Source organism: Thalassococcus lentus (assembly GCF_028023555.1).
GTDB classification, from domain to species: domain Bacteria; phylum Pseudomonadota; class Alphaproteobacteria; order Rhodobacterales; family Rhodobacteraceae; genus Thalassococcus_A; species Thalassococcus_A lentus.
In genome coordinates this window covers 222,712-242,901 of record NZ_JAQIOY010000003.1, presented here as the reverse complement: position 1 = coordinate 242,901, position 20,190 = coordinate 222,712, and the positions used below count along the sequence as shown (strand labels likewise).

22 protein-coding genes are annotated in these 20,190 nt (G+C 58.9%); 16 read left to right on the top strand and 6 right to left on the bottom strand.

Going from position 1 to position 20,190, the window contains the following annotated elements; genetic code table 11:
• Positions 1-10: 10 nt before the first annotated feature.
• The 8 genes from PFY00_RS10215 (at position 11) to recO (ending at position 6,791) form a co-directional block, all read left to right on the top strand.
• Positions 11-1,423 carry an alpha/beta fold hydrolase gene (locus PFY00_RS10215; RefSeq protein WP_271432454.1) on the top strand — a complete coding sequence of 471 codons (1,413 nt, stop codon included), beginning with the start codon at positions 11-13 and terminating at the stop codon, positions 1,421-1,423.
• A 13-nt stretch (positions 1,424-1,436) separates the two neighbouring features.
• Positions 1,437-1,844 carry a holo-ACP synthase gene (gene acpS, locus PFY00_RS10210; protein WP_271432453.1) on the top strand — a complete coding sequence of 136 codons (408 nt, stop codon included), beginning with the start codon at positions 1,437-1,439 and terminating at the stop codon, positions 1,842-1,844.
• 148 nt (positions 1,845-1,992) lie between these two features.
• The gene (gene lepB, locus PFY00_RS10205; RefSeq protein ID WP_271432452.1) at positions 1,993-2,829 is read left to right on the top strand and encodes a signal peptidase I; all 837 of its coding nucleotides are present in this window, start codon (positions 1,993-1,995) and stop codon (positions 2,827-2,829) included.
• A 7-nt stretch (positions 2,830-2,836) separates the two neighbouring features.
• Positions 2,837-3,514, top strand: coding sequence for a ribonuclease III (gene rnc / locus PFY00_RS10200; RefSeq protein ID WP_271432451.1), 678 nt, complete (start codon positions 2,837-2,839; stop codon positions 3,512-3,514).
• Positions 3,511-4,383, top strand: coding sequence for a DMT family transporter (locus PFY00_RS10195; RefSeq protein WP_271432450.1), 873 nt, complete (start codon positions 3,511-3,513; stop codon positions 4,381-4,383). Before rnc ends, PFY00_RS10195 begins: the two co-directional genes overlap by 4 nt.
• Positions 4,384-4,558: 175 nt before the next feature.
• The gene (era, locus tag PFY00_RS10190) at positions 4,559-5,467 is read left to right on the top strand and encodes a GTPase Era (protein ID WP_271432449.1); all 909 of its coding nucleotides are present in this window, start codon (positions 4,559-4,561) and stop codon (positions 5,465-5,467) included.
• 100 nt (positions 5,468-5,567) lie between these two features.
• Positions 5,568-5,900 carry a DUF1491 family protein gene (locus PFY00_RS10185; protein ID WP_271432448.1) on the top strand — a complete coding sequence of 111 codons (333 nt, stop codon included), beginning with the start codon at positions 5,568-5,570 and terminating at the stop codon, positions 5,898-5,900.
• 159 nt (positions 5,901-6,059) lie between these two features.
• Positions 6,060-6,791 carry a DNA repair protein RecO gene (gene recO, locus PFY00_RS10180; protein ID WP_271432447.1) on the top strand — a complete coding sequence of 244 codons (732 nt, stop codon included), beginning with the start codon at positions 6,060-6,062 and terminating at the stop codon, positions 6,789-6,791.
• Here recO and PFY00_RS10175 read toward each other — a convergent pair.
• A complete protein-coding gene (locus PFY00_RS10175; RefSeq protein ID WP_271432446.1) occupies positions 6,769-7,170 on the bottom strand; it encodes an META domain-containing protein in 402 nt (133 codons plus the stop codon). The genes recO and PFY00_RS10175 overlap by 23 nt on opposite strands.
• A gap of 85 nt (positions 7,171-7,255) precedes the next feature.
• Between PFY00_RS10175 and pgsA the strand changes: the two genes are divergently transcribed.
• From pgsA to PFY00_RS10160, 3 genes are all read left to right on the top strand, one after another.
• Positions 7,256-7,921: a CDP-diacylglycerol--glycerol-3-phosphate 3-phosphatidyltransferase gene (gene pgsA / locus PFY00_RS10170; protein ID WP_271432445.1), complete on the top strand. Its 666-nt coding sequence runs from the start codon at positions 7,256-7,258 to the stop codon at positions 7,919-7,921.
• A gap of 65 nt (positions 7,922-7,986) precedes the next feature.
• Positions 7,987-8,232, top strand: coding sequence for a molybdopterin converting factor subunit 1 (gene moaD, locus PFY00_RS10165; protein ID WP_271432444.1), 246 nt, complete (start codon positions 7,987-7,989; stop codon positions 8,230-8,232).
• Position 8,233: 1 nt separating this feature from the next.
• Entirely contained in the window at positions 8,234-8,677 is a 444-nt protein-coding gene (locus PFY00_RS10160) for a molybdenum cofactor biosynthesis protein MoaE (RefSeq protein WP_271432443.1), read from the top strand.
• A gap of 8 nt (positions 8,678-8,685) precedes the next feature.
• On the opposite strand, the gene PFY00_RS10155 is transcribed toward PFY00_RS10160, so the two are convergent.
• On the bottom strand, positions 8,686-9,747 hold the full coding sequence (locus PFY00_RS10155; protein ID WP_271432442.1) for a calcium-binding protein: 1,062 nt from the start codon (positions 9,745-9,747) through the stop codon (positions 8,686-8,688).
• Positions 9,748-9,945: 198 nt separating this feature from the next.
• Between PFY00_RS10155 and PFY00_RS10150 the strand changes: the two genes are divergently transcribed.
• Positions 9,946-10,713: an FCD domain-containing protein gene (locus PFY00_RS10150; RefSeq protein ID WP_271432441.1), complete on the top strand. Its 768-nt coding sequence runs from the start codon at positions 9,946-9,948 to the stop codon at positions 10,711-10,713.
• 155 nt (positions 10,714-10,868) lie between these two features.
• On the opposite strand, the gene PFY00_RS10145 is transcribed toward PFY00_RS10150, so the two are convergent.
• Complete coding sequence (locus PFY00_RS10145) at positions 10,869-12,185, bottom strand: ammonium transporter (RefSeq protein ID WP_271432440.1); 1,317 nt, start codon at positions 12,183-12,185, stop codon at positions 10,869-10,871.
• Positions 12,186-12,215: 30 nt separating this feature from the next.
• Positions 12,216-12,554, bottom strand: coding sequence for a P-II family nitrogen regulator (locus PFY00_RS10140; protein WP_271432941.1), 339 nt, complete (start codon positions 12,552-12,554; stop codon positions 12,216-12,218).
• Between the two features lie 254 nt (positions 12,555-12,808).
• Between PFY00_RS10140 and PFY00_RS10135 the strand changes: the two genes are divergently transcribed.
• The gene (locus PFY00_RS10135) at positions 12,809-14,968 is read left to right on the top strand and encodes a transglycosylase domain-containing protein (RefSeq protein ID WP_271432439.1); all 2,160 of its coding nucleotides are present in this window, start codon (positions 12,809-12,811) and stop codon (positions 14,966-14,968) included.
• A 71-nt stretch (positions 14,969-15,039) separates the two neighbouring features.
• Here PFY00_RS10135 and PFY00_RS10130 read toward each other — a convergent pair whose 3' ends face one another.
• On the bottom strand, positions 15,040-15,651 hold the full coding sequence (locus PFY00_RS10130; protein WP_271432438.1) for an MlaC/ttg2D family ABC transporter substrate-binding protein: 612 nt from the start codon (positions 15,649-15,651) through the stop codon (positions 15,040-15,042).
• Entirely contained in the window at positions 15,651-16,394 is a 744-nt protein-coding gene (locus PFY00_RS10125; protein WP_333908207.1) for an MlaA family lipoprotein, read from the bottom strand. Before PFY00_RS10125 ends, PFY00_RS10130 begins: the two co-directional genes overlap by 1 nt.
• A 223-nt stretch (positions 16,395-16,617) precedes the next feature.
• On the opposite strand from PFY00_RS10125, the gene PFY00_RS10120 reads away from it, so the two are divergent.
• The 3 genes from PFY00_RS10120 (at position 16,618) to PFY00_RS10110 (ending at position 20,188) form a co-directional block, all read left to right on the top strand.
• Positions 16,618-18,351: a type I secretion system permease/ATPase gene (locus PFY00_RS10120; protein ID WP_271432436.1), complete on the top strand. Its 1,734-nt coding sequence runs from the start codon at positions 16,618-16,620 to the stop codon at positions 18,349-18,351.
• Positions 18,348-19,652 carry an HlyD family type I secretion periplasmic adaptor subunit gene (locus PFY00_RS10115; RefSeq protein WP_271432435.1) on the top strand — a complete coding sequence of 435 codons (1,305 nt, stop codon included), beginning with the start codon at positions 18,348-18,350 and terminating at the stop codon, positions 19,650-19,652. The genes PFY00_RS10120 and PFY00_RS10115 overlap by 4 nt, the downstream gene beginning before the upstream one ends.
• Positions 19,653-19,723: 71 nt before the next feature.
• On the top strand, positions 19,724-20,188 hold the full coding sequence (locus PFY00_RS10110) for a RidA family protein (RefSeq protein ID WP_271432434.1): 465 nt from the start codon (positions 19,724-19,726) through the stop codon (positions 20,186-20,188).
• Positions 20,189-20,190: the final 2 nt, after the last annotated feature.

Sequence of the window (20,190 nt, the reverse complement as noted above, 5' to 3'; positions counted from 1 at the left end):
TGCGGTCGTCATGGCCCTTTGGGCACTGTGGGTGCTCGAAGGGGCAAGAACCGGTGTGACCAAATCCGATGTCTGGGTTGATGGCACACCTGTTACAACCTGGACCGACGGCAGCGACGGGCCTGCGGTTGTGATCGCGCATGGATTTGCCGGGTCACGCCAGATGATGCAGGCCTATGCCCTGACGCTGGCCCGCGCAGGTTATACCGTTCACAGCTTTGATTTCGAAGGGCATGGACGCCACCGGGACCCAATGTCCGGAGACGTGACATCCCTGGATGGGACAACGCGATTGTTGATGAAGCAGACCGGACAGGTCATCGCATATGCTCGGCAGGGCAAGGAGCCTGTGGCGCTACTAGGTCATTCGATGGCGACAGACATTCTGGTCAGAACCGCCGCAGAAGTGGAAGACGTCGGACCAATCGTTTTGCTGTCTGCCTTCTCGCTTGCCATCACGCCAGAGTTTCCCAAAGATCTTCTGTTGATCGTCGGGGCGTGGGAGCCTGGACTGACAGACTTTGCTCTGAAAGCCGCAGGCATGGTTCAGCCAGATGCTGGCTTTGGTGATCTTGCTCAGGACGAAGGCATCCGGCGGCGCGCCATGTTGGCACCCTATGCCGAACATGTCGCCATTTTGCATTCACGTGATGGCCAGCGCGCTGCCCTTGATTGGCTAAACGAAAGCCATGCCAGAACAAGCACTACGGCTGTTCCGCCGACCGGCTGGGCGCTTTTGGCTTTGCTGGCGGCGATAACCGCTCTGGCCGCGCCATTGGCACGGATTTGGCCCACCAATCCGGAACCACCAGAGGCAATACAAGCGCGGGACTTCACCCTGATCGCCCTGTTGCCGGCCGTGGTTGCGCCTTTGGTTGCGGTGCCAATCAAGACTGGTTTTCTGCCCGTACTCGTTGCCGATTATCTGGCTATGCATCTGCTCGTTTTCGGGATCATTCAACTTGCTCTGTTGCGCAGGAAGAACCGTTTGACCGGCAAAGTGCGACCAGTCGCTGCCATATTGCTGGTGGTCTGGGCGCTGGGGGCTTTTGGCTATGCGCTGGATCGCTATGGCGCCAACTTCTGGCCAACCGGCGACCGCGTTTGGATCATCGCCGCGTTGAGCGTGGGCACCCTGCCCTTCATGCTGGCCGATTCACTGGTTTGCGCGGCTGCGCCTGTTTGGCAGCGCATCGCCGCCCGTCTGGCCTTTCTGGCATCGCTGGCGATTGCCGTCGTGCTCGATTTCGAAAGGCTGTTTTTCCTGGCCATGATTGCACCGGTGATTTTGTTGTTCTGGCTGACAATCGGCACCATGGGGCGCGCTTTTTCCAAACAGGCCGGCCCTCTGAGCGCAGGGCTGGCTTTAGGGCTGGTGCTGGCATGGGCTTTGGGCGTAAGTTTCCCGCTGTTCAAAGCTTAGGAATAACTTGGAAATGATCCTCGGCATCGGTACCGATCTGGCCAACATCGATCGCATCGCAGGCGTGCTTGAGCGTCATGGCGACCGGTTTCGCAACCGGGTGTTTACGCAAGTGGAACAGCACAAGGCCGAACGCCGTCGCGACGTTGCTGGCACCTATGCCAAACGCTGGGCCGCCAAGGAGGCCTGCTCCAAAGCGCTCGGCACGGGCCTTCGTATGGGGATCTCGTGGAAGGATATGGCCGTATCCAACCTGCGAACCGGACAACCGGTTATGGAGGTGACAGGGTGGGCCAAGGAACGCCTCGAAAGCATGACACCACCGGGCCACGAGGCCATCATCCACGTCACCCTGACAGACGATCATCCCTGGGCGCAGGCATTCGTCGTGATCGAGGCACGGCCTGCGCAAAACGCATAGCTGGCTGACATCCCGTTCGCTTTCGGCGCATTATAGCCCGCAAATCCCATCATTTGACCGCCACATGCCGGGTGCAAACGCCCGCCCGCTTGACACCCCCTGCGCTGCGCCGCATGTACCGTTTGAGCAGTCAAAAGGGACGCGGCACATGGCAACCGAGACGAAGAAAAGTGGCGGGATCGTCGAGACGATCAAGACAGTGGTCTATGCACTGCTGATTGCCGGTGTCTTCCGGACCCTGTTTTTTCAGCCTTTCTGGATCCCTTCGGGTTCGATGAAAGACACGCTGCTGATCGGTGACTTCCTGTTTGTGAACAAGATGGCCTACGGCTACTCCTACGCCTCCTGCCCCTCTGTCATCATTCCTCAGATCGGTCTGGATATCGACGCGCAAGACATCTGTGGCATGTTTGACGGCGACAACAGCCGCTTTTTGGGCGGTGAGCCGCAGCGCGGAGATGTGGTCGTGTTTCGCCATCCCAGCACCGGACGCGATTTCATCAAGCGCCTGATCGGGCTGCCCGGAGACAAGGTTCAGGTTACAAATGGCGTGGTCTTCATCAACGGTGAAGAAGCCCCGCAAGAGCCAGCAGGCACATTCGAAGAAGTTCAATCGCCCCAAGGCCCGCAGCGTCTGCGTCCACGGTGTGAAAACGGACCGGTGGGTGAAGGTGGCGCTTGCCTCAAGTCCCGGTTCATCGAAACCCTGCCCGGAGGCAGCCAGCACGCGATCCTCAACATTGCTTCGCAAGGCTCGGACAACACGCCTGTCTATACGGTTCCCGAGGGCCACTACTTCTTCATGGGTGACAACCGCGACAATTCCTCGGACAGCCGTGTACCCAGCCTTGCCAATGGCGTCGGCTTTGTTCCCTACGAAAACCTTGTAGGCCGGGCCGATCGGGTGATGTTCTCGTCAGCAGGCCGTTCCATGCTGTTTTTCTGGACATGGCGCGGGGATCGTTTCTTCAAAGCGATCGAGTAGCCAACCGATGAAGCTGTCGGCAGAACTCAAGGCTCTCGAAGGCCGTTTGGGCTACAGCTTCAACCGGCCCGATCTGCTGCGCCGCGCCGTCACGCACAGTTCCATGTCCGGCCCCGGCCGCGAAGACAACCAGCGGCTCGAGTTTCTGGGGGATCGCGTGCTTGGCCTCGTGATGGCCGAAGCTCTGCTGGACGAAGATCGTCAGGCCTCAGAAGGCACGCTCGCCCCGCGTTTCAATGCGCTGGTGCGCAAAGAGGCCTGCGCAGATGTTGCACGCGAGATTGATCTCGGCGCGGCGCTGAAACTGGGGCGGTCAGAACAAATGTCTGGCGGACGGCGCAAGATGGCCCTGCTGGGAGACGCGATGGAAGCCGTGATTGCAGCGGTTTACCTCGACGGCGGCTTCGATGAAGCCCGTGCCTTTGTCTTGCGTCACTGGGGCCAGCGGATCGACACGGTCGAAGATGACGCCAAAGACCCCAAAACCGCGTTGCAAGAATGGGCACAGGCCCGCGGCCACCAACCCCCGCGCTATGTGCTGGCGGAACGCACCGGCCCTGACCATGCCCCGGTTTTCACGATCCGCGCAGAACTCGGCACAGGCCAATCAGCACAAGCAACCGCTGGCAACAAACGCCAAGCGGAACAGGCCGCAGCCAAAGCGCTCTTGGAGCAGTTGGGTTGACCGAAACCCAACGCGGCAGTCTTTGGATGATCCTGGCTATGGTCGGCTTTGGCATCGAAGATGCGTTTTTCAAAGCGGCCACGGCCACGGGCGGTACGACACCGGGCCTTGCAACGCTGCAATTCGGATTGCTGGCCATGCTGGCCTATGCGCTCTTTGCCCGAAGCTGTGGTGTTCCGATCTGGACCTCCGCCTATCTGAAACGCGGCCTGCTGATCCGGACCGGCTTTGAAATCATGGGCCGGCTCTTTTTTGCGCTCAGTCTGGCCTACACACCGCTGTCCACGACATCCGCCATCCTACAGGCCGCGCCCTTGGTGGTTATGCTGGGCGCCGTTATGTTTTTGGGCGAACACATTGGCCCGCGCCGATGGGCCGCCATGGCTGTGGGCTTTGTCGGCGTGTTGCTGATCATTCGGCCCGCACCTGCAACCTTCGATTCCAGTGCTGTTCTTGCCCTGCTCGGAATGATCGGTTTCGCGGGTCGCGATTTGGCGACCCGGGCCGCGCCGGCGTCAGTGCACACCGCGCAGTTGGGTGTCTTGGGATTTGCAGTCGTGGCCGCGGCAGGACTTGTCATCATGGCATTCGAAGGCGGCGCGCCCTCGCTGCCTACGCCTCAAGCGGCCCTGCTGATCTGCGGCACAGCCATTTGCGGCGTGCTCGGCTACACCGCAATGACCTTGGCAATGCGCACCGGCGACGTGGGCGTTGTGGCGCCATTCCGCTACAGCCGCCTGCTGGTGGCGCTGGTTCTGGCCTATACCTTGTTCGGAGAACGGCCCGACAGTCTGACCCTGACAGGGGCCGCGCTTATTGTAGGCTCCGGCCTTTACGCCCTGATGCGCAGCAAACAAAACCAAGCTTAGCAGCACCCCCTTCAAGCCCGCGGCGCATTCCCGATCGCCGCTGTGCGCCATGCAAAAACACAGCATTTGCAGAACATTGGCTGCGTTTGCGCTGCTCTGGCGAAATCTGCTGGCCTTGCGCGCCGAAATCTCCTATTCCCTCCAGCTTCCAAACCAGCCACTGGACGCATCAAACATGACCACTCGCGCCGGCTTCGTCGCCCTGATCGGAGAGCCAAACGCAGGCAAATCCACCCTGACCAACCGCATGGTCGGGGCCAAGGTCTCTATCGTGACCCACAAGGTGCAAACCACCCGCGCCCGTATCCGCGGCGTTGCGCTCGAAGGGGACGCACAGATCGTTTTCGTGGACACACCCGGCCTCTTTGAGCCAAAGCGAAGACTGGATCGTGCCATGGTCGCAGCCGCTTGGGGCGGGGCTGCGGATGCAGATATCACGGTTCTTCTGGTCGAGGCGCAGCGCGGCATCACGCCGGGCGTCGAAACCATTCTGGAGGGTCTTGCTGAGATCGGCAAAGGCCGCACGATCGCATTGGCCATCAACAAAATTGACCGCGTCAAATCTGAAGCATTGCTAAGCCTGACAGAGGCCCTGAACGAACGGTTCGACTTCGCCCAGACTTTCATGATCTCGGCGGAAAAAGGTCACGGCGTACAGGCTTTGCGCGAATGGCTGGCCGGGCAACTTCCCGAAGGGCCGTGGCTTTACCCAGAAGATCAGATTGCCGATCTGCCACTGCGCATGATTGCCGCGGAAATGACCCGCGAAAAACTGACCCTGCGCCTGCACCAGGAACTGCCCTACCAACTGACTGTCGAGACAGAAAGCTGGGAAGAACGCAAAGACGGCTCTGCTCGCGTTGATCAAATCATCTACGTTATGCGCGACGGGCACAAAGGCATCGTCCTGGGAAACAAGGGCAGCACCATCAAAGCCATCAGTCAGGCGTCCCGCGAAGAACTCTCCGAATTTCTGGGCCGTAAGGTTCATTTGTTCCTGCAAGTTAAAGTCCGTGAAAACTGGCTGAACGAGGCCGAGCGCTACAGCGAAATGGGCCTCGATTTCCGTGACGGCAAAGCCTGACCCGCGCCATGTGTCTTGGGCTTCAAAATGTACCGGAGCGAGCGCGGGTCCGCGTCAGAACATGCCAGTCGTCCCGGCTTCCTGCACAGAGATCCGGCAAATGACACGACTGACTGCTCGTTTCTGGGTCGATGCCTACCTGACCCGCCTGCGCCTGCACGACATTCCGGCCTTTGTTGTGGCCCATGGCGATGACACGGCGGGTGCAGTTCTGGTGAAACTCGCGACGCTGAACGGTCAAGCCCAGGCCTTCACGCGGCAGTTCGATCTGGCAACAGGCGCACGCATGTGGGCATCCCTGGCCGAAGGGGACGAACAAGAGGTCGATGCCACTATTGCCCGCCAGCGCGGCTTCGATCCCGATCTTTGGGTCATCGAAGTCGAGGATCGTCAGGGTCGACACTTGCTGGACGAAGACGGCCTGTCCAGCTGAACCAGCGACCCCGACAAAGCGCCCCACCGAACCAAAGCGCCCGCGGCCTGTCCGGCCTACGGCAGGACAGGCTTTTCCGGTGCGGCGCAGCCGCCCTATTTGGCAACACGCACATCTTCTGCGCTTGCCAGCGCCACCAACAAGGACCACTTTGACCCTATGGATTGGCGCGACACCGGCATATTGCTTTCAGCCCGCAAGCACGGCGAAACCGCGCTGATCCTCGATGTCTTCACGCCGGAACACGGACGCCAAACCGGCGTTCTTCGGGGCGGCACTTCCCGAAAAGTCGCACCACACATGCAACCGGGCGCACAGCTGTATGTCGCGTGGCGAGCGCGGCTTGACGACCATATCGGAACGTTTTCAGCCGAACCCATCCGTTCGCGGGCGGCAATCGCCATGAGCGATCGTCAGGCGCTTACCGGGCTGAATTCCGTGACTTCGCTTTTGTCCTTCAGCTTGCCGGATCGGGAATGCCAGACCGCGCTTTATCTGCAGACCGAACAGTTGCTTGACCTGCTGGGGCAGCAGGATCTCTGGCCGCTGGCCTATCTGCGTTGGGAAATGGCCTTGCTTGAAACCCTTGGGTTCGGTCTGGATCTGGCCGCCTGCGCGGTGACCGGAGCGACTGATAATCTGCGGTATGTGTCCCCCAAAAGCGGCCGTGCCGTCACGCAATCTGGCGCCGGGGATTGGGCTGCGCAACTGCTGCCGCTGCCCCCGGTCATGCTCGGGCTAGGCGACGCGCCAGACAGCGAAATCCTCCAGGCCTTGGGAACGACAGGCTATTTTCTCGAAAACTGGCTGGCACCGGAACTGCAGGGCAAACCGCTGCCCGACGCGCGCGCCAGTTTTGTCACGCAGTTCAGTCGGCGTCTTCAGATGTGAACTCAAGACTGCGGCCGGCCGGCCCCGTCAAAACCAGAACGCCATCTTCAAGCCGTCCGGTTGTCATGGCTTCGAGTGTTTGCAGATAGGCAAACTCGGCATCCAGTTCAGGGCAGGCCATCTTGGTCGAAATCAAAGGGCCCACGCTGAACTGCGGCCAAGGACCCGCGAAGGACCCGCCAAAACCATTGCAGGGTGCGCGCCCGCCTATTTGCCCCGGACCGCTGAACACCAGCGTTGCCCGTGCGTCGAAGGGTTTGCCATCGAGCTTGGTCAGCACCCATTCACTGCCATTCCCAGGCCCGTCCGCTCCGGCACAGGCAACGGTCGCCATGAGCATTGGTGCGCAGATTGCTCGGAGGATAATTCTTGTTTTCATATCTGGAAAATAGGGGGCGCGGTTCTGTGGCGCAACTGTTCAAGTGCTCTTCCCTGCCCTGCAGGAACAGGTTAGGACTTTGCCAATGACATGGACCATTCCAAATATCCTTACGGCGCTTCGCCTGCTGGCCGCACCCGGACTTGCGGTCATGTTCTTATATTTTTCGCGCCCCTTCGCCGACTGGGCCGCGCTTACGCTGTTTATTGCCGCTGCGATCACCGATTGGTTTGATGGCCATCTGGCGCGCAGCTGGAAACAGGAAACCAAGCTGGGCGCGATGCTGGATCCGATTGCCGACAAGGCAATGGTCATCATCGCGCTGATGGTCATCGTTGGGTATTCTTCGATGTCGCCGTGGCTGGTGCTGCCTGCGACCTTCATCCTGTTCCGCGAAGTGTTTGTATCCGGCCTGCGCGAATTTCTGGGCGATACCGCCGGGACGCTCAAGGTGACCAATCTGGCCAAATGGAAAACGACGCTGCAGATGATCGCAATCGCCGTGCTTTTTGCCCAAGGCGTGTTCGAGCACTATCTGGGCATGTCGGTTTACGGCATGGATCAGGCCCTGTTTCAGGACATCCTGAGTGGCCGCGAAGAAGACGTACTGGGACTGCGCTGGAAGCACGCGGGCATGATCTGGACGGGGAATGTTGGTCTGATCCTGCTGTGGGTCGCCGCTGCGCTGACACTGATCACCGGCTGGGACTACTTTCGCAAAGCCGCGCCTTACCTGCGCGATGACCGCTAGCGTTTTGCTTGGTGCCAGCCCGCGCTATAGTCTGATTTGAACGACGAGAAACGGGATCAAACGCAATGGAAATACTCTACTTTGCTTGGGTACGCGAGCGTATTGGCCTACCCAAAGAGCGCGTTGACACGCAGGCGACCACCGTGGCCGAACTGGTCGAGGAGCTCAAAGCCCGTGAAGCACGCTACGAGGCCGCCTTTGCAGATCTCAGCGCGCTGCGCGTTGCCGTGGATCAGGAATTGGTGGACTTCGACGCTTCGATCTCCGGCGCCAGGGAAGTGGCGTTTTTCCCGCCCATGACCGGGGGCTGAAATGCGCATCGTCGTTCAGGAAGCCGCTTTTGATTTCGGCGCCGAGGCAGAGGCCTTTGCCGCGGGCCGCAAGGACATGGGCGCAGTGGTCACCTTTACCGGGATCGTGCGTGATCTGGCGCAATCCGATCTGGATGTGATGGAAATCGAGCACTACCCGGGCATGACGGAAAAAGCGCTCGAAGCCATTGCCCAAGAAGCGACTGAACGTTGGTCACTGGGTGACGTTCTGGTTATCCATCGCTTTGGCCGGATGGCTCCCGGTGACAAGATCATGATGGTCGCCACCGCTTCACCGCACCGCAAGGATGCCTTTGAAGCGGCCGAATTCCTGATGGACTATCTCAAGTCTCGTGCACCGTTCTGGAAAAAAGAGCACAGCAGCGACGGAATTGGCTGGGTTGCCGCAAAGGACGAAGACGAAGATGCGCTAAAGCGCTGGTAGTCCCCCGGTCAGGCCGCTGTGGCTGGCATGACGGCAACAAGGGTGATGTCCTCGACCCGAACAGGCGTTGCTGGTTGCACAAAGTAGACCAGTGCTGCGCCATCAGCGCGCAAAACCTGATCGCCGTTCTCCAGCGTGTCTACGGTCAAATCGGGTTCGGACATTTCGGTGTCGGCATAGTATTCAACCACCATCCCGTCCGAGCCTGCTCCAAAGTCCTGAATGATCGGAGCAGCGTCGCTTGAGATGTCCAGGTCCGGCGACCAAGTGTTGACCACGAAGGTGTCATGGCCCGATCCGCCGAAGGCAAGATCTGCATCATCGCCAAGGTATATGATGTCATCACCCTCGCCGCCATTGAGCGTATCCGCACCGTCAGCCCCAAGAGCGGGCGGGCTGTACGCTTCGAGAAAGCTTTGCGCTTCGGCCTCGGCCCAGCTTTGCAATTCAGCCTCGGTCATTGAACCCAGTGTTTCAGACTGGGCATAGGCGGCCTCAAGGGCTTCGTGAAACCCTTCAGGATTGATGTCGCTTTGACCCATCTCAGGATGAGAGGTGCCATGGCCCAACAGAATATCGTTCCCGGCACCACCCTGCAAAAGATCCGAGCCGCCACCGCCGACCAGCAGATCATTCCACGCTTCGCCCTGCAGCGTATCATCTCCGTCCCCGCCGGCCAAAGTGTCCATGCCGCCGCCACCGCGCAGCACATCGTTACCATCACCGCCGCCCAATGCGTCGTGCCAGCCGCCGCCCTCAAGCAGATCATTGCCGGAACCGCCCAGCAGTAAATCGCGCCCCTGTTCGCCAAAGAGTGTATCATCCCCGGCACGGCCCTCGATGGTGTCCATCCCGCGTCCACCGGCCAGCCAATCGTCGTCCGATCTGCCAGCATAGTCATTTGCGCGGACACCGCCTTGGTGCGTGTTGCCGGGAACATCTTCGGGGGGTGTCAACGGTTCGGGTTCGACTTCATCCGTTTGCGTGTCGTCTGGTTCTTCCATCAGGGTTTGTACACCCACCAGTGCAACCGATCCCATCAGGGACAAAAACAACAAAGAAGCGAGCATTTCGGCTCTCCCGATCAGAAAGTGGTTCAGTTCTGTCTGGGCTAAGCACCAAAAACGGCAACAATCGGACCCACATTGGGCGATTGTTCGCGTTTTAGGGGATGTGAAGTACCGTTTGGCACACGCCAAAGGATACCTAGGCTTTTCAGCAAGCGCCTTATATTGGTAACGTGACTTGACCACAATTAAGAGCCACATATGCCGTTTCGCCCCGTCCAGTCCGAAAAACTTTCGTCGGCCGTCGTCCGCCAGATCGAGCAATTGATCTTGCGTGGTGTCTTGCGGCCTTCGGAACGGCTGCCTGCCGAACGAGAGCTATCAGAGCGGTTGGGTGTATCCAGACCCAGCCTGCGCGAAGCAGTTTCCGAGCTTGAAGCGCGTGGATTGCTCGAAGCACGCGCTGGGGCCGGAATTTTCGTCACTGATGTTCTGGGCAGCGCGTTTTCCGAAGCCCTGATCGGCCTGTTTTCAGGCCATGACGAAGCCGTTTTTGACTATCTGTCCTTCAGGCGCGACATGGAAGGCCTGGCCGCCTACCGCGCGGCCGAGCATGGAACAGAGTCAGACCTGCAGGTTATCGCGGAACTCTTCGCCAAGATGGAAGCAGCGCACGGCAAACGCAATCCTGCCGAGGAATCCCGGCTCGACGCTGATTTTCATCTGGCGATCATCGAAGCCAGTCACAATGTGATCATGCTGCACATGATGCGTTCGATGTATCAGCTGTTGCGCGAAGGTGTGTTCTATAACCGCCAGATCATGTTCAAACAGCGCACGACGCGGCAGGCCCTTCTGGATCAACACCGGGCGATCAACGATGCTCTGCAGGCCCGCGATGCGGCGGCAGCCCGTGCTGCGGTCGAGGCACATCTGACCTTTGTGGAAGATGCCCTCTTTGCGGATCGCAAAGCCGAAGCGCACGAAGATGTGGCCCGCCAAAGGCTGGAGCGCGAGCGCGCGCGCTAGATCAATCCACCCAACAAATTCGCACCGATTTGAACGCCTCTGGGCGGCTGTCTTTGGCGTTGGCGACGGCCTTTGGAGCGGTGGTTTCCAAACGACAAAAAACCCGGGCGCGAACGCCCGGGCCAAGTTTACAAAGACTGTCAGGAAGGAGGAGATCAGCCTTTGGAGAATTCAGGGTATGCTTCCATGCCCAGTTCAGACATGTCGAGCCCGTTCAATTCAGCCTCTTCGTCGACGCGGATACCCACGGCGGCCTTGAGGATGAACCAGACAACCAGGCTGGCGACGAAGGTGAACACACCGTAGGCAACGATACCGGTGATCTGGGTCACGAGGCTTGCATCCGTGTTGTAGAAGATGACGGCGATTGTGCCCCAGATGCCTGCGAACAGGTGGACCGGAATGGCCCCGACAACGTCGTCGATCTTGAACTTGTCCAGAAGCGGAACTGTGAAGACTACGATCACACCACCAACTGCACCGATCCAGAGCGCACCAAACAGTGTGGGTGCGAGAGGTTCAGCCGTGATCGATACCAGACCAGCCAGGGCGCCGTTCAGAACCATTGTCAGGTCGGGCTTCTTGTACATGACTTGTGTCAGGATCAGAGCTGTCACAGCACCGGCAGCAGCTGCCATGTTGGTGTTGGCAAAGATGCGGGACACGTCCGACACGTCGCCAACTGTACCCATCGCCAGCTGCGAGCCGCCGTTGAAGCCGAACCAACCCAGCCACAGGATGAAGGTACCCAGTGTGGCAAGTGCAAGGTTGGAACCCGGCATCGGTGTAACCTTGCCGTCTTTGCCGTACTTGCCCAGACGTGGGCCAAGGACGATTGCACCAGCCAGAGCAGCCCAGCCACCTACAGAGTGAACAACGGTCGAGCCAGCGAAGTCAGAGAAGCCTGCTTCGGACAGCCAGCCGCCACCCCACTGCCACGAACCCGAGATTGGGTACATGAAGCCGGTCAGAACGACTACGAAGATCAGGAATGGCCACAGCTTGATCCGCTCAGCCAGAGCGCCAGACACGATAGACGCGGTTGCCGCCACAAAGACCAACTGGAAGAAGAAGTCGGAACCCACCGACGCGTAGTCCAGCGCTGCGTCTGCAGCTGCGACGCCAACCGGATCCAGAACGGTTTGACCGCCGATGGCGAAGTAACCGTTGAAGTCGCCGGGATACATGGTGTTGAAACCGACGATCCAGTACATGATCGCCGCAATCGAGAACAATGCGATGTTCTTGGTCATCTGCATGGTGACGTTCTTGGAACGCACCAGACCGCCTTCGAGCATGGCAAAACCAGCGGCCATGAAGAAGACAAGGAAGCCTGCCATGCAGAACAGCAGGGTTGTCATGATATATGGGCCGATTTCATCAAAGCTCGGCGCTGCTGCTTCCTGTGCCAGACCCATGCTGGGCAGAGCCAGCAGGAGTGAAGCCGAAGCGAGTGTTTTGGTCAGTTTCATCTGTTCGTTTCCCCTTGCGTTCACTAGCACTCAGAGCGCGTCTGCGTCGGTTTCGCCGGTACGCACGCGTACGGCCTGACCCACGTCGAGCACAAAAATCTTGCCATCACCGATCTTGCCGGTCTGTGCGGTGCTCTTGATCGTTTCGACCACCTGGTCTGCCATCGAAGCGGCGACCACGATTTCAAGTTTGATCTTTGGTACGAAGTTCACCGCGTATTCCGCGCCGCGGTAAATTTCTGTATGTCCGGACTGAGAGCCGAAGCCCTTGATCTCAGTGACCATCATGCCGCGCACCCCGATTCCGGTCAGCGCTTCACGGACCTCTTCGAGTTTGAACGGTTTGATCGTTGCAATGATCAGTTTCACCTTCATCCCTTTCGTTTGCCAGGCTGGAGCCTGCGTTGTGCATGTGCAGCAAAATGGTCTGAGGGCTTGGATTGGAAGGATTCGCTGTATGGATGGCTGGTGTTTTCCCGGACGGATGATTAATTTTTGTGCGCATTAATTTTTTTGCACATTTTTTGTGCTGAAATTTTACGCGAGGTGATGCGCTTCCTTGGTCAACAATCAGAGCGAAAGGCTGTATTGTACGCCAAAGACCATAATGGCGAGCAGCATTCATGAGCACTTCCGGACGCAAGCCAAAACGGCTGGTCGCCGATCGGCGCTATCCGAAGAAACCCGTGGCAAAGCCCAAGCCCAAGTCGGCACCCCGCCGGAAAAAGAAGGTTGCGCGCAAGCAACGTCGCGGGCTCCTTGGCTGGATTGCTGCATTTTTTGGCTGGATCTTCAGGCTGGTGTTCAAGCTGACCGTTTCGGCTGCAATCGTGGCCGCTTTGATTATCGGCGGCGCCGTCATCTACGTACAGTCCACTTTGCCCGAGTTTGAAACGCTGCTGGATGGCAGGGCACGAGGATCTGTAACCTTGCTCGACCGCGACGGTGATGTCTTTGCAATGCGCGGCGATCAGTTCGGCGGCATCGTAACTGCCGACAGTGTCAGCCCACACCTCAAGAACGCGGTGATCGCCAGCGAAGACAAACGTTTTTACAGACACTTCGGTGTCAGCCCACGCGGGATCGCCAGCGCGATACGTATCAACATGCGTGAAGGTCGCGGACCGCTTCAGGGTCACGGCGGCTCAACCATCACGCAGCAGACCTCAAAACTGCTGTGCCTCGGGGTCGTTTACGATCCGGCAGAGTGGGAAGATGAAAAAGCCTATATTCAAGACTGCCGCCGCACATCTTTGTCGCGCAAGGCCAAGGAAGCCATTCATTCGATGGCGATGGAAGCGAAGTACGGCAAGGAACAGATTCTATCGATCTATCTGAACCGTGCTTACATGGGCGGTGGCGCTTACGGCGCCGAAGCCGCTGCACGCCGATATTTTTCCAAGTCAGCCGCGACCCTGAATCCGGCAGAGTCCGCGATGATCGCCGGGCTTTTGACCGCGCCGACCCGATTGGCGCCAACATCGAACCTCCAGCGCAGTCAGGATCGCGCCGCGACCGTTCTGCGTCTGATGAATGAACAGGGTTATCTGTCCGATGACGAGACCAAGTTCTATCAGGACAATCCGGCAATCCTGTCCAACGAGGCCGAGACGCAGACCGGCGGCTATTTCGCGGACTGGGTCATGCAATCGGGACCCGACTTCTTTACGCAGGACACCACAGAAGACGTGGTGATCCGCACGACGCTGGACCAACGGATTCAAGCCGCGACAGAGGCTGCGGTTCGCAAGGTCTTTGAGGAAAAGGTCCGAGAAGGTTCCAAGGCGCAGGTTGGCGTTGTTGTCATGTCCGCTGACGGCGCCGTGCGCGGCATGGTCGGCGGCCGGCGTACGAATGTATCGGGCGTTTTCAACCGCGCCACACAAGCTGTCCGGCAAACCGGCTCTGCCTTCAAACCTTTCGTCTACGCGACCGCGCTCGAACTGGGGTATTCCCCATTGGACGTTGTCATAGACGAGCCGTTCTGCATGAACATTCCCGGCTCCGGAAAATGGTGCCCCGAGAACTACACCAATCGCTTCGAAGGCCGGGTCACTCTGACCGAAGCGCTTAAGCATTCCTTGAATGTACCCGCCGTCAAAGTGTCCGAGTCGGTGGGACGCGATCTGGTTCTGCGGGTCGCCCGCGATTTCGGCATTGTGCGCGAATTGCAGGACACCCCTGCCCTTGCGCTCGGCGCATCCGAAGCAACCTTGCTCGAAATGACCGGAGCCTACGCCGGCATCCTAAATGGCGGCTCATCCGTGACGCCTTATGGCTTGATCGAACTGCGTTTGAGGGGCGAACAGGATCCGCTTATGGGATCGGGCGGCGGGATTGGCGAACGCGTTATCCAGCAAGGGGCTGCACAGCAACTGATCTGGATGATGGAACAGGTTGTCAGTGACGGAACGGGCCGCCGCGCTGCGCTGCCCGGCCGCCCAGCGGCGGGCAAGACCGGCACCAGCCAAGAGGCCCGGGATGCATGGTTTATCGGATTTACCGCCGACTACGTCACCGGTGTCTGGATGGGGTACGACGACAACACGCCACTACAAGGCGTAACGGGGGGCGGTCTTCCTGCCGATATCTGGCAAGAAGTGATGCTCCGGGTGCACGATGGCCTGCCGGAAAGGCCATTACCCCTGCTTGAACCTCAAAAGCCCGCCCCGGTCCCGCAGCCTGCTCCGGCGCCAAAGCAGCAACAGGCACCCAAACGAGGCGGTGCAGTGGCCGAAACGGTCCTTCAGCAATTGCTGCGTGACATTCTGGGCGGGAATTAACGGAAAACGGCCCGGACAAATAGCCGGGCCGCTTCATCTGAATCTTCATAGGTCGGTCGCGTTTACGGCCGCTAGCCTGCGCGTTTCAAATCCGCAATCATTGCGTCAATGTCGCCACGGCGCTTGTCCAGCATTGCACCGACCTCAGTCCGTTCGGTCAGCAGCATGTTGATGCCTTCCATGTGCATGTTGAAGAATTTTCCGGACTTCTGGCCAACAAAGAACACAACCTCGAACGGCGCTTCGCCCCGCAACTTCATCGTGGTGGAAACCTGAAAAGCGTTCTTGACCAGCTTGGTATCATTCACCGTGATCTCACCGCCGATGAATTCCCGGAACCGCCGCCCGTACTTCCGCGATATGTAACCCGAGAATGCTGCGGTAAATGCCTTCTTTTGGCTACTGGATGCCCGACGACCGTCAACACCCATCGCCGTCGCAGCAATCGTACGCAAATCAGCGTAGCGTTTGAAAATGCCCTCGAACTCGCGGATGATTGCGCTTTCGGACTTGCCCGATGCAATGACCCGATTGATATCGGCGACCAGATTGTCGACCAGTTTTTCAGCCTGCGCAGCGCTGGCTGCATCCGCCGCCTGAGGCGCAAAGGCAAACCCGCCCACAAACATGGCCAGACCGCCGAGTGTGAATCCGCGTCGCGTGTTTACAAAACGTTGAGGCATCAGAAACCCTCCGTATCAATCTCTTCGGGGTCAATGTAGTCCCCCGCGGCGCCTTCGGTGCCATCCAGTTCGAAACGGCGGTTTTGCAGATAGATCAACCGCAGTTGCGCGTAACTGTCGGCACTATCATACAGAAGGGAATCCACGGTACCGGAAAACTCGCCCCGTTCTCCAACCTTGGCGACAATCCGCGCAGCGGTCGCGGTTCGGCGCGCGCCGACAGGCAGGACGTAGCTCAGAGGGTCTGTCACCAGATCAACCACACGACCAGCGGTATCGCGTTCGGTCGATGGCCCCAGGAAAGGCAATTCTACGTAGGCGCCTTCCGGAACGCCCCAGACGTGCAGAGTTTCACCAAAATCGCTTTCGTCCTTGGGCATGCCCATGTTTGACGCAACATCGGCGATCCCACCGAAACCAAGCGTCGCGTTCACGGCAAACCGCAGCGTGTTGCGCGTCGCAGGACCGGGGCGGCCCTGCAGGATCTGGTTCACGACTGTTTGAGGCAACGATGTCGTATCCGCAAAATTGCTGACGGACTTCCGCACACCTTCCGGAACTGTCCGGGTGTAGCCATTGCCCGAGCCGCGCAGAACCCGTTTGTCCAGCTTGCGATTGAATTCGTGTGTCTTGCGGTTTCCGGCTTCGTTCGGGTCCCAGATACCATCTGGTGCCTCGCCGGGTCCGGGCACAGAACAGGCCGCCAATACGGCGCAGACAATAAGTGCAGGAATCGCACGCATGGCAGACATTGATAACGGGCCTTCTTTCAATTCCCCCCGAAAGCCGTAAAGCTTCCATAGACTGGTACTTAGGATCATTTTCATCACCACCCAATGCAAGTGGTGGCTTTCAATACTTTTGTGGCACAATGGCGACAGGATATAACGACCACCGGCAGCCTGAACAGGGCCAACCGACCGATTGGCACCATTTCCGCCCTTCAGACGAGGCAGTGCGAGTAAGATGAGCATGAACAACAGACAAAGCGGACGCGATGAACTGCGCGCAGCTCGGCGTCAGGGGCGGCCGTATTTTTGGTTCGTCGCCATCTTCAGCTTCTTTGTAAACCTGCTGATGCTGACTGGCCCGATGTATATGCTTCAGGTCTATGATCGGGTTTTGGGGTCCCGCTCGGTTGCCACGCTGATCGCGCTGTCTGTCCTAGTGGTCTTTCTCTACGGGATGATGGGCATTCTCGACTATGTCCGCGGGCGGGTTATGGGCCGCGTCGCCGCCAGATTCCAATCCACGCTGGATTTGCGGGTCTTTGACGCGGTCATGCGCCGCTCGGCTGTGCAACCGGATGAACTGGCCCAGACCGGATTGCGCGATCTCGAAGCCGTGCAGCGCTTCATGTCGTCGCCTGTTCTCATGGCCTTTTTTGACATTCCCTGGACGCCGTTTTTCATCTTTGCGATTTTCATTTTCCACCCGTGGCTGGGTTTGCTGGCGCTGGCGGGCGGGATCGTTCTGATCTGTGTGACCGTCGTGAACCAGTGGGTCACAAAGAACCCAACCTTGAAGTCGAACATGGCCGTCATGGCCGCCGAGCGGACCTCGGAACAAATCCGCTCCGAGGCTGAAATGGTTCAGGCTCTGGGCATGCGGGGCGACGCATTCCGGCGTTGGATGGGCGCGCGTTCGGATGCGCTCAAGGGACAGATTGGCGCCGCTGATCTGACCGGCACCTTTACCGTGATGACCAAGACTTTCCGTCTGTTCCTGCAGTCGGCAATGCTGGGTTTAGGCGCATATCTTGTTCTTCTGGGTGAACTGACACCGGGTGCGATGATTGCCGGTTCCATCCTGATGGGCCGCGCATTGGCACCCATTGAAATGGCGATTGGCCAGTGGGCGCTTGTTCAGCGTGCGCGCAAAGGCTGGTCCAGCCTTTCTCAACTTCTGACGGAAACCCCGGTTGAGCCCCAGCGCACAGCGCTGCCAAAGCCCAAGGCAAAACTGGACGTGCAACAGTTGACCGTCGTGCCACCCGGTGAACAGCAGGCTTCGCTGAGGCTGGTCAGCTTTACAATCGAGCCGGGACAGGCACTGGGCGTCATCGGTGCATCGGGTTCCGGCAAATCCACTTTGGCCCGCGCGGTTACGGGTGTTTGGCGCCCTGCTGGCGGCAAGATCCGTCTGGACGGCGCGGCGCTGGACCAGTTTGAAACCGATGTTCTGGGTCAGCACATTGGCTATCTGCCTCAGCGCGTGACCCTGTTTGACGGTACCATTGCCGAAAACATCGCCCGGCTGTCACCGGAACCAGACCCGCAAAAGATCGTCGAAGCTGCGCAAAAGGCAGACGCGCACGAGATGATCCTGAAACTTCCCGGCGGCTATGATGCCCGGGTCACCGCGGCTGGTGGGCGCCTGTCCGGCGGTCAAATGCAGCGGATTGGTCTGGCTCGGGCCATGTATGGTGATCCCGTCCTTCTGGTTCTGGATGAGCCGAATTCCAACCTCGACAACGAAGGCTCGGAAGCCGTCAACAAGGCCATTCGAAACTTCAAAGAACAGGGAAAATCCGTGATGATCATGGCGCACCGCCCAGCTGCGATCAAAGAATGCGACACGCTTTTGATGCTTGAAGGCGGCGCACGAGCAGCATTCGGCCCGCGCGATGAAGTCTTGCAGAAGGTTGTTCAGAACCATCAGCAGATCCGCAAAAGCGCCAAGCCCGGAGGCATGCAATGACCACCTCAAAGGATTTTCCGCTGCGCGTCCCCATGATCACCGGACTGGTGGCACTGGGCATTCTGGTGGGCGGCTTTGGCACTTGGGCCGCAACCACAAACATCTCGGGGGCGATCATCGCCTCAGGTTCTATCGAGGTTGATCAGAACCGTCAGGTCATCCAGCACCCTGATGGTGGCGTTGTCGCTGAAATCGTCGTCGACGAAGGTGACACTGTCGCTCAGGGCGACACACTCTTGCGTCTCGACAGAACGCTTTTGGATTCTGAACTGGCGATCGCTGAAGGCCAGTACTTTGAAACACTGGCCCGGCGTGGCCGGTTGCAGGCCGAACGCGACAATGCCGAAGAGATTGCCTTTGATCCGGCGCTGCTTGAACGGGCCACGCTTGATCCAGAAGTGGCAGAGTTGGTCGAAGGCCAGCGCAACCTGTTTGTTGCGCGGCTGGACAGCGTTGGCCGAGAGGTCGAACAACTGGCCAAACGGGCCGACCAGATTGCCGATCAGGTGACGGGCATTTCCGCTCAGCAAAAGGCGCTGACCGAACAGCTGGCTTTGATCGAAAAGGAATTGGCCGATCAGCAGCAGTTGCTGGACAAAGGACTGGCGCAGGCCAGCCGCGTTCTTTCGTTGCAACGCGAACAGGCACGCCTGTTGGGCAGCGTCGGTGAGTTGACCGCCCAAAAGGCACAGGCCGAAGGACGCATCACCGAGCTGGACATTGAAATCCTCAAACTGGAAACCCGCCGGCGCGAAGAGGCCATTACCAATCTGCGCGATCTGCAGTTTCGCGAGCGCGAGCTGGCCGAACAACGTCGGGCCATTCAGGAACGTCTGAGCCGGATGGAAATCACCGCGCCTGTCTCGGGGATCGTTTATGGCATGACAGTCTTTGCCCAGCGCTCGGTAATCCGCCCCGCAGAGCCGGTCATGTTCCTTGTGCCCCAGGATCGCCCTTTGGTGATCGCAGCTCAGGTCGAACCGATCCACATCGACCAGTTGTTTGTCGATCAAGAGGTGAGCTTGCGGTTTTCGTCTTTGGACCAGCGCGAAACGCCGGAACTGTTCGGCAGCGTTGTTCAAATCTCGGCCGATGCCTTCGAGGATGAAACCAGCCGTGTTCGCTATTACCGCGCGGAAATCGTGTTGCAGGATGGCGAAATTGACCGGCTGCCCGAAGGTTCAAGCCTGATTCCCGGCATGCCCGTCGAAGCCTTTATCCGGACCGAAGACCGCACGCCTCTGGCCTATCTGGTCAAACCATTCACCGATTATTTTGCCAAGGCCTTCCGCGAAAGCTGAACTTAGGTCGGAATTGCGGTTTTCACCGCGTTGAATGCGCTCTAGCCTTCGGCAAAACGAAGGAGAGAACCATGACCGATGCCATCGACGCGCGCCTGAATGAACTGGGTCTATCGCTGCCAGACGCCCCTGCCCCTGCCGCCAACTACGTGCCCTATGTGCGCAGCGGCGACATGCTTTTTGTCTCCGGCCAGATCAGCATGAAAGATGGCGCCTTTGTCACCGGAAAAGTTGGCACGGATCTCAGTGTTGAAGAGGGCGCGGCAGCCGCACAATTGTGCGCGCTCAGCCTTTTGGCACAGGTACGCGCCGCTTGTGGCGGTGACTTGGGCAAGCTGAAACGGGTCGTAAAGCTGACCGGCTTTGTGAATTCCGCAGGCGATTTCACCGATCAGCCCAAGGTCATCAATGGGGCATCCGACGTTCTGGTCGATATCCTTGGAGACGTGGGCAGGCATTCGCGGTCTGCTGTTTCCGCAGCGGCGTTGCCTTTCAATGTCGCGGTCGAAATCGAAGGTATCTTTGAGGTTGAATAGGA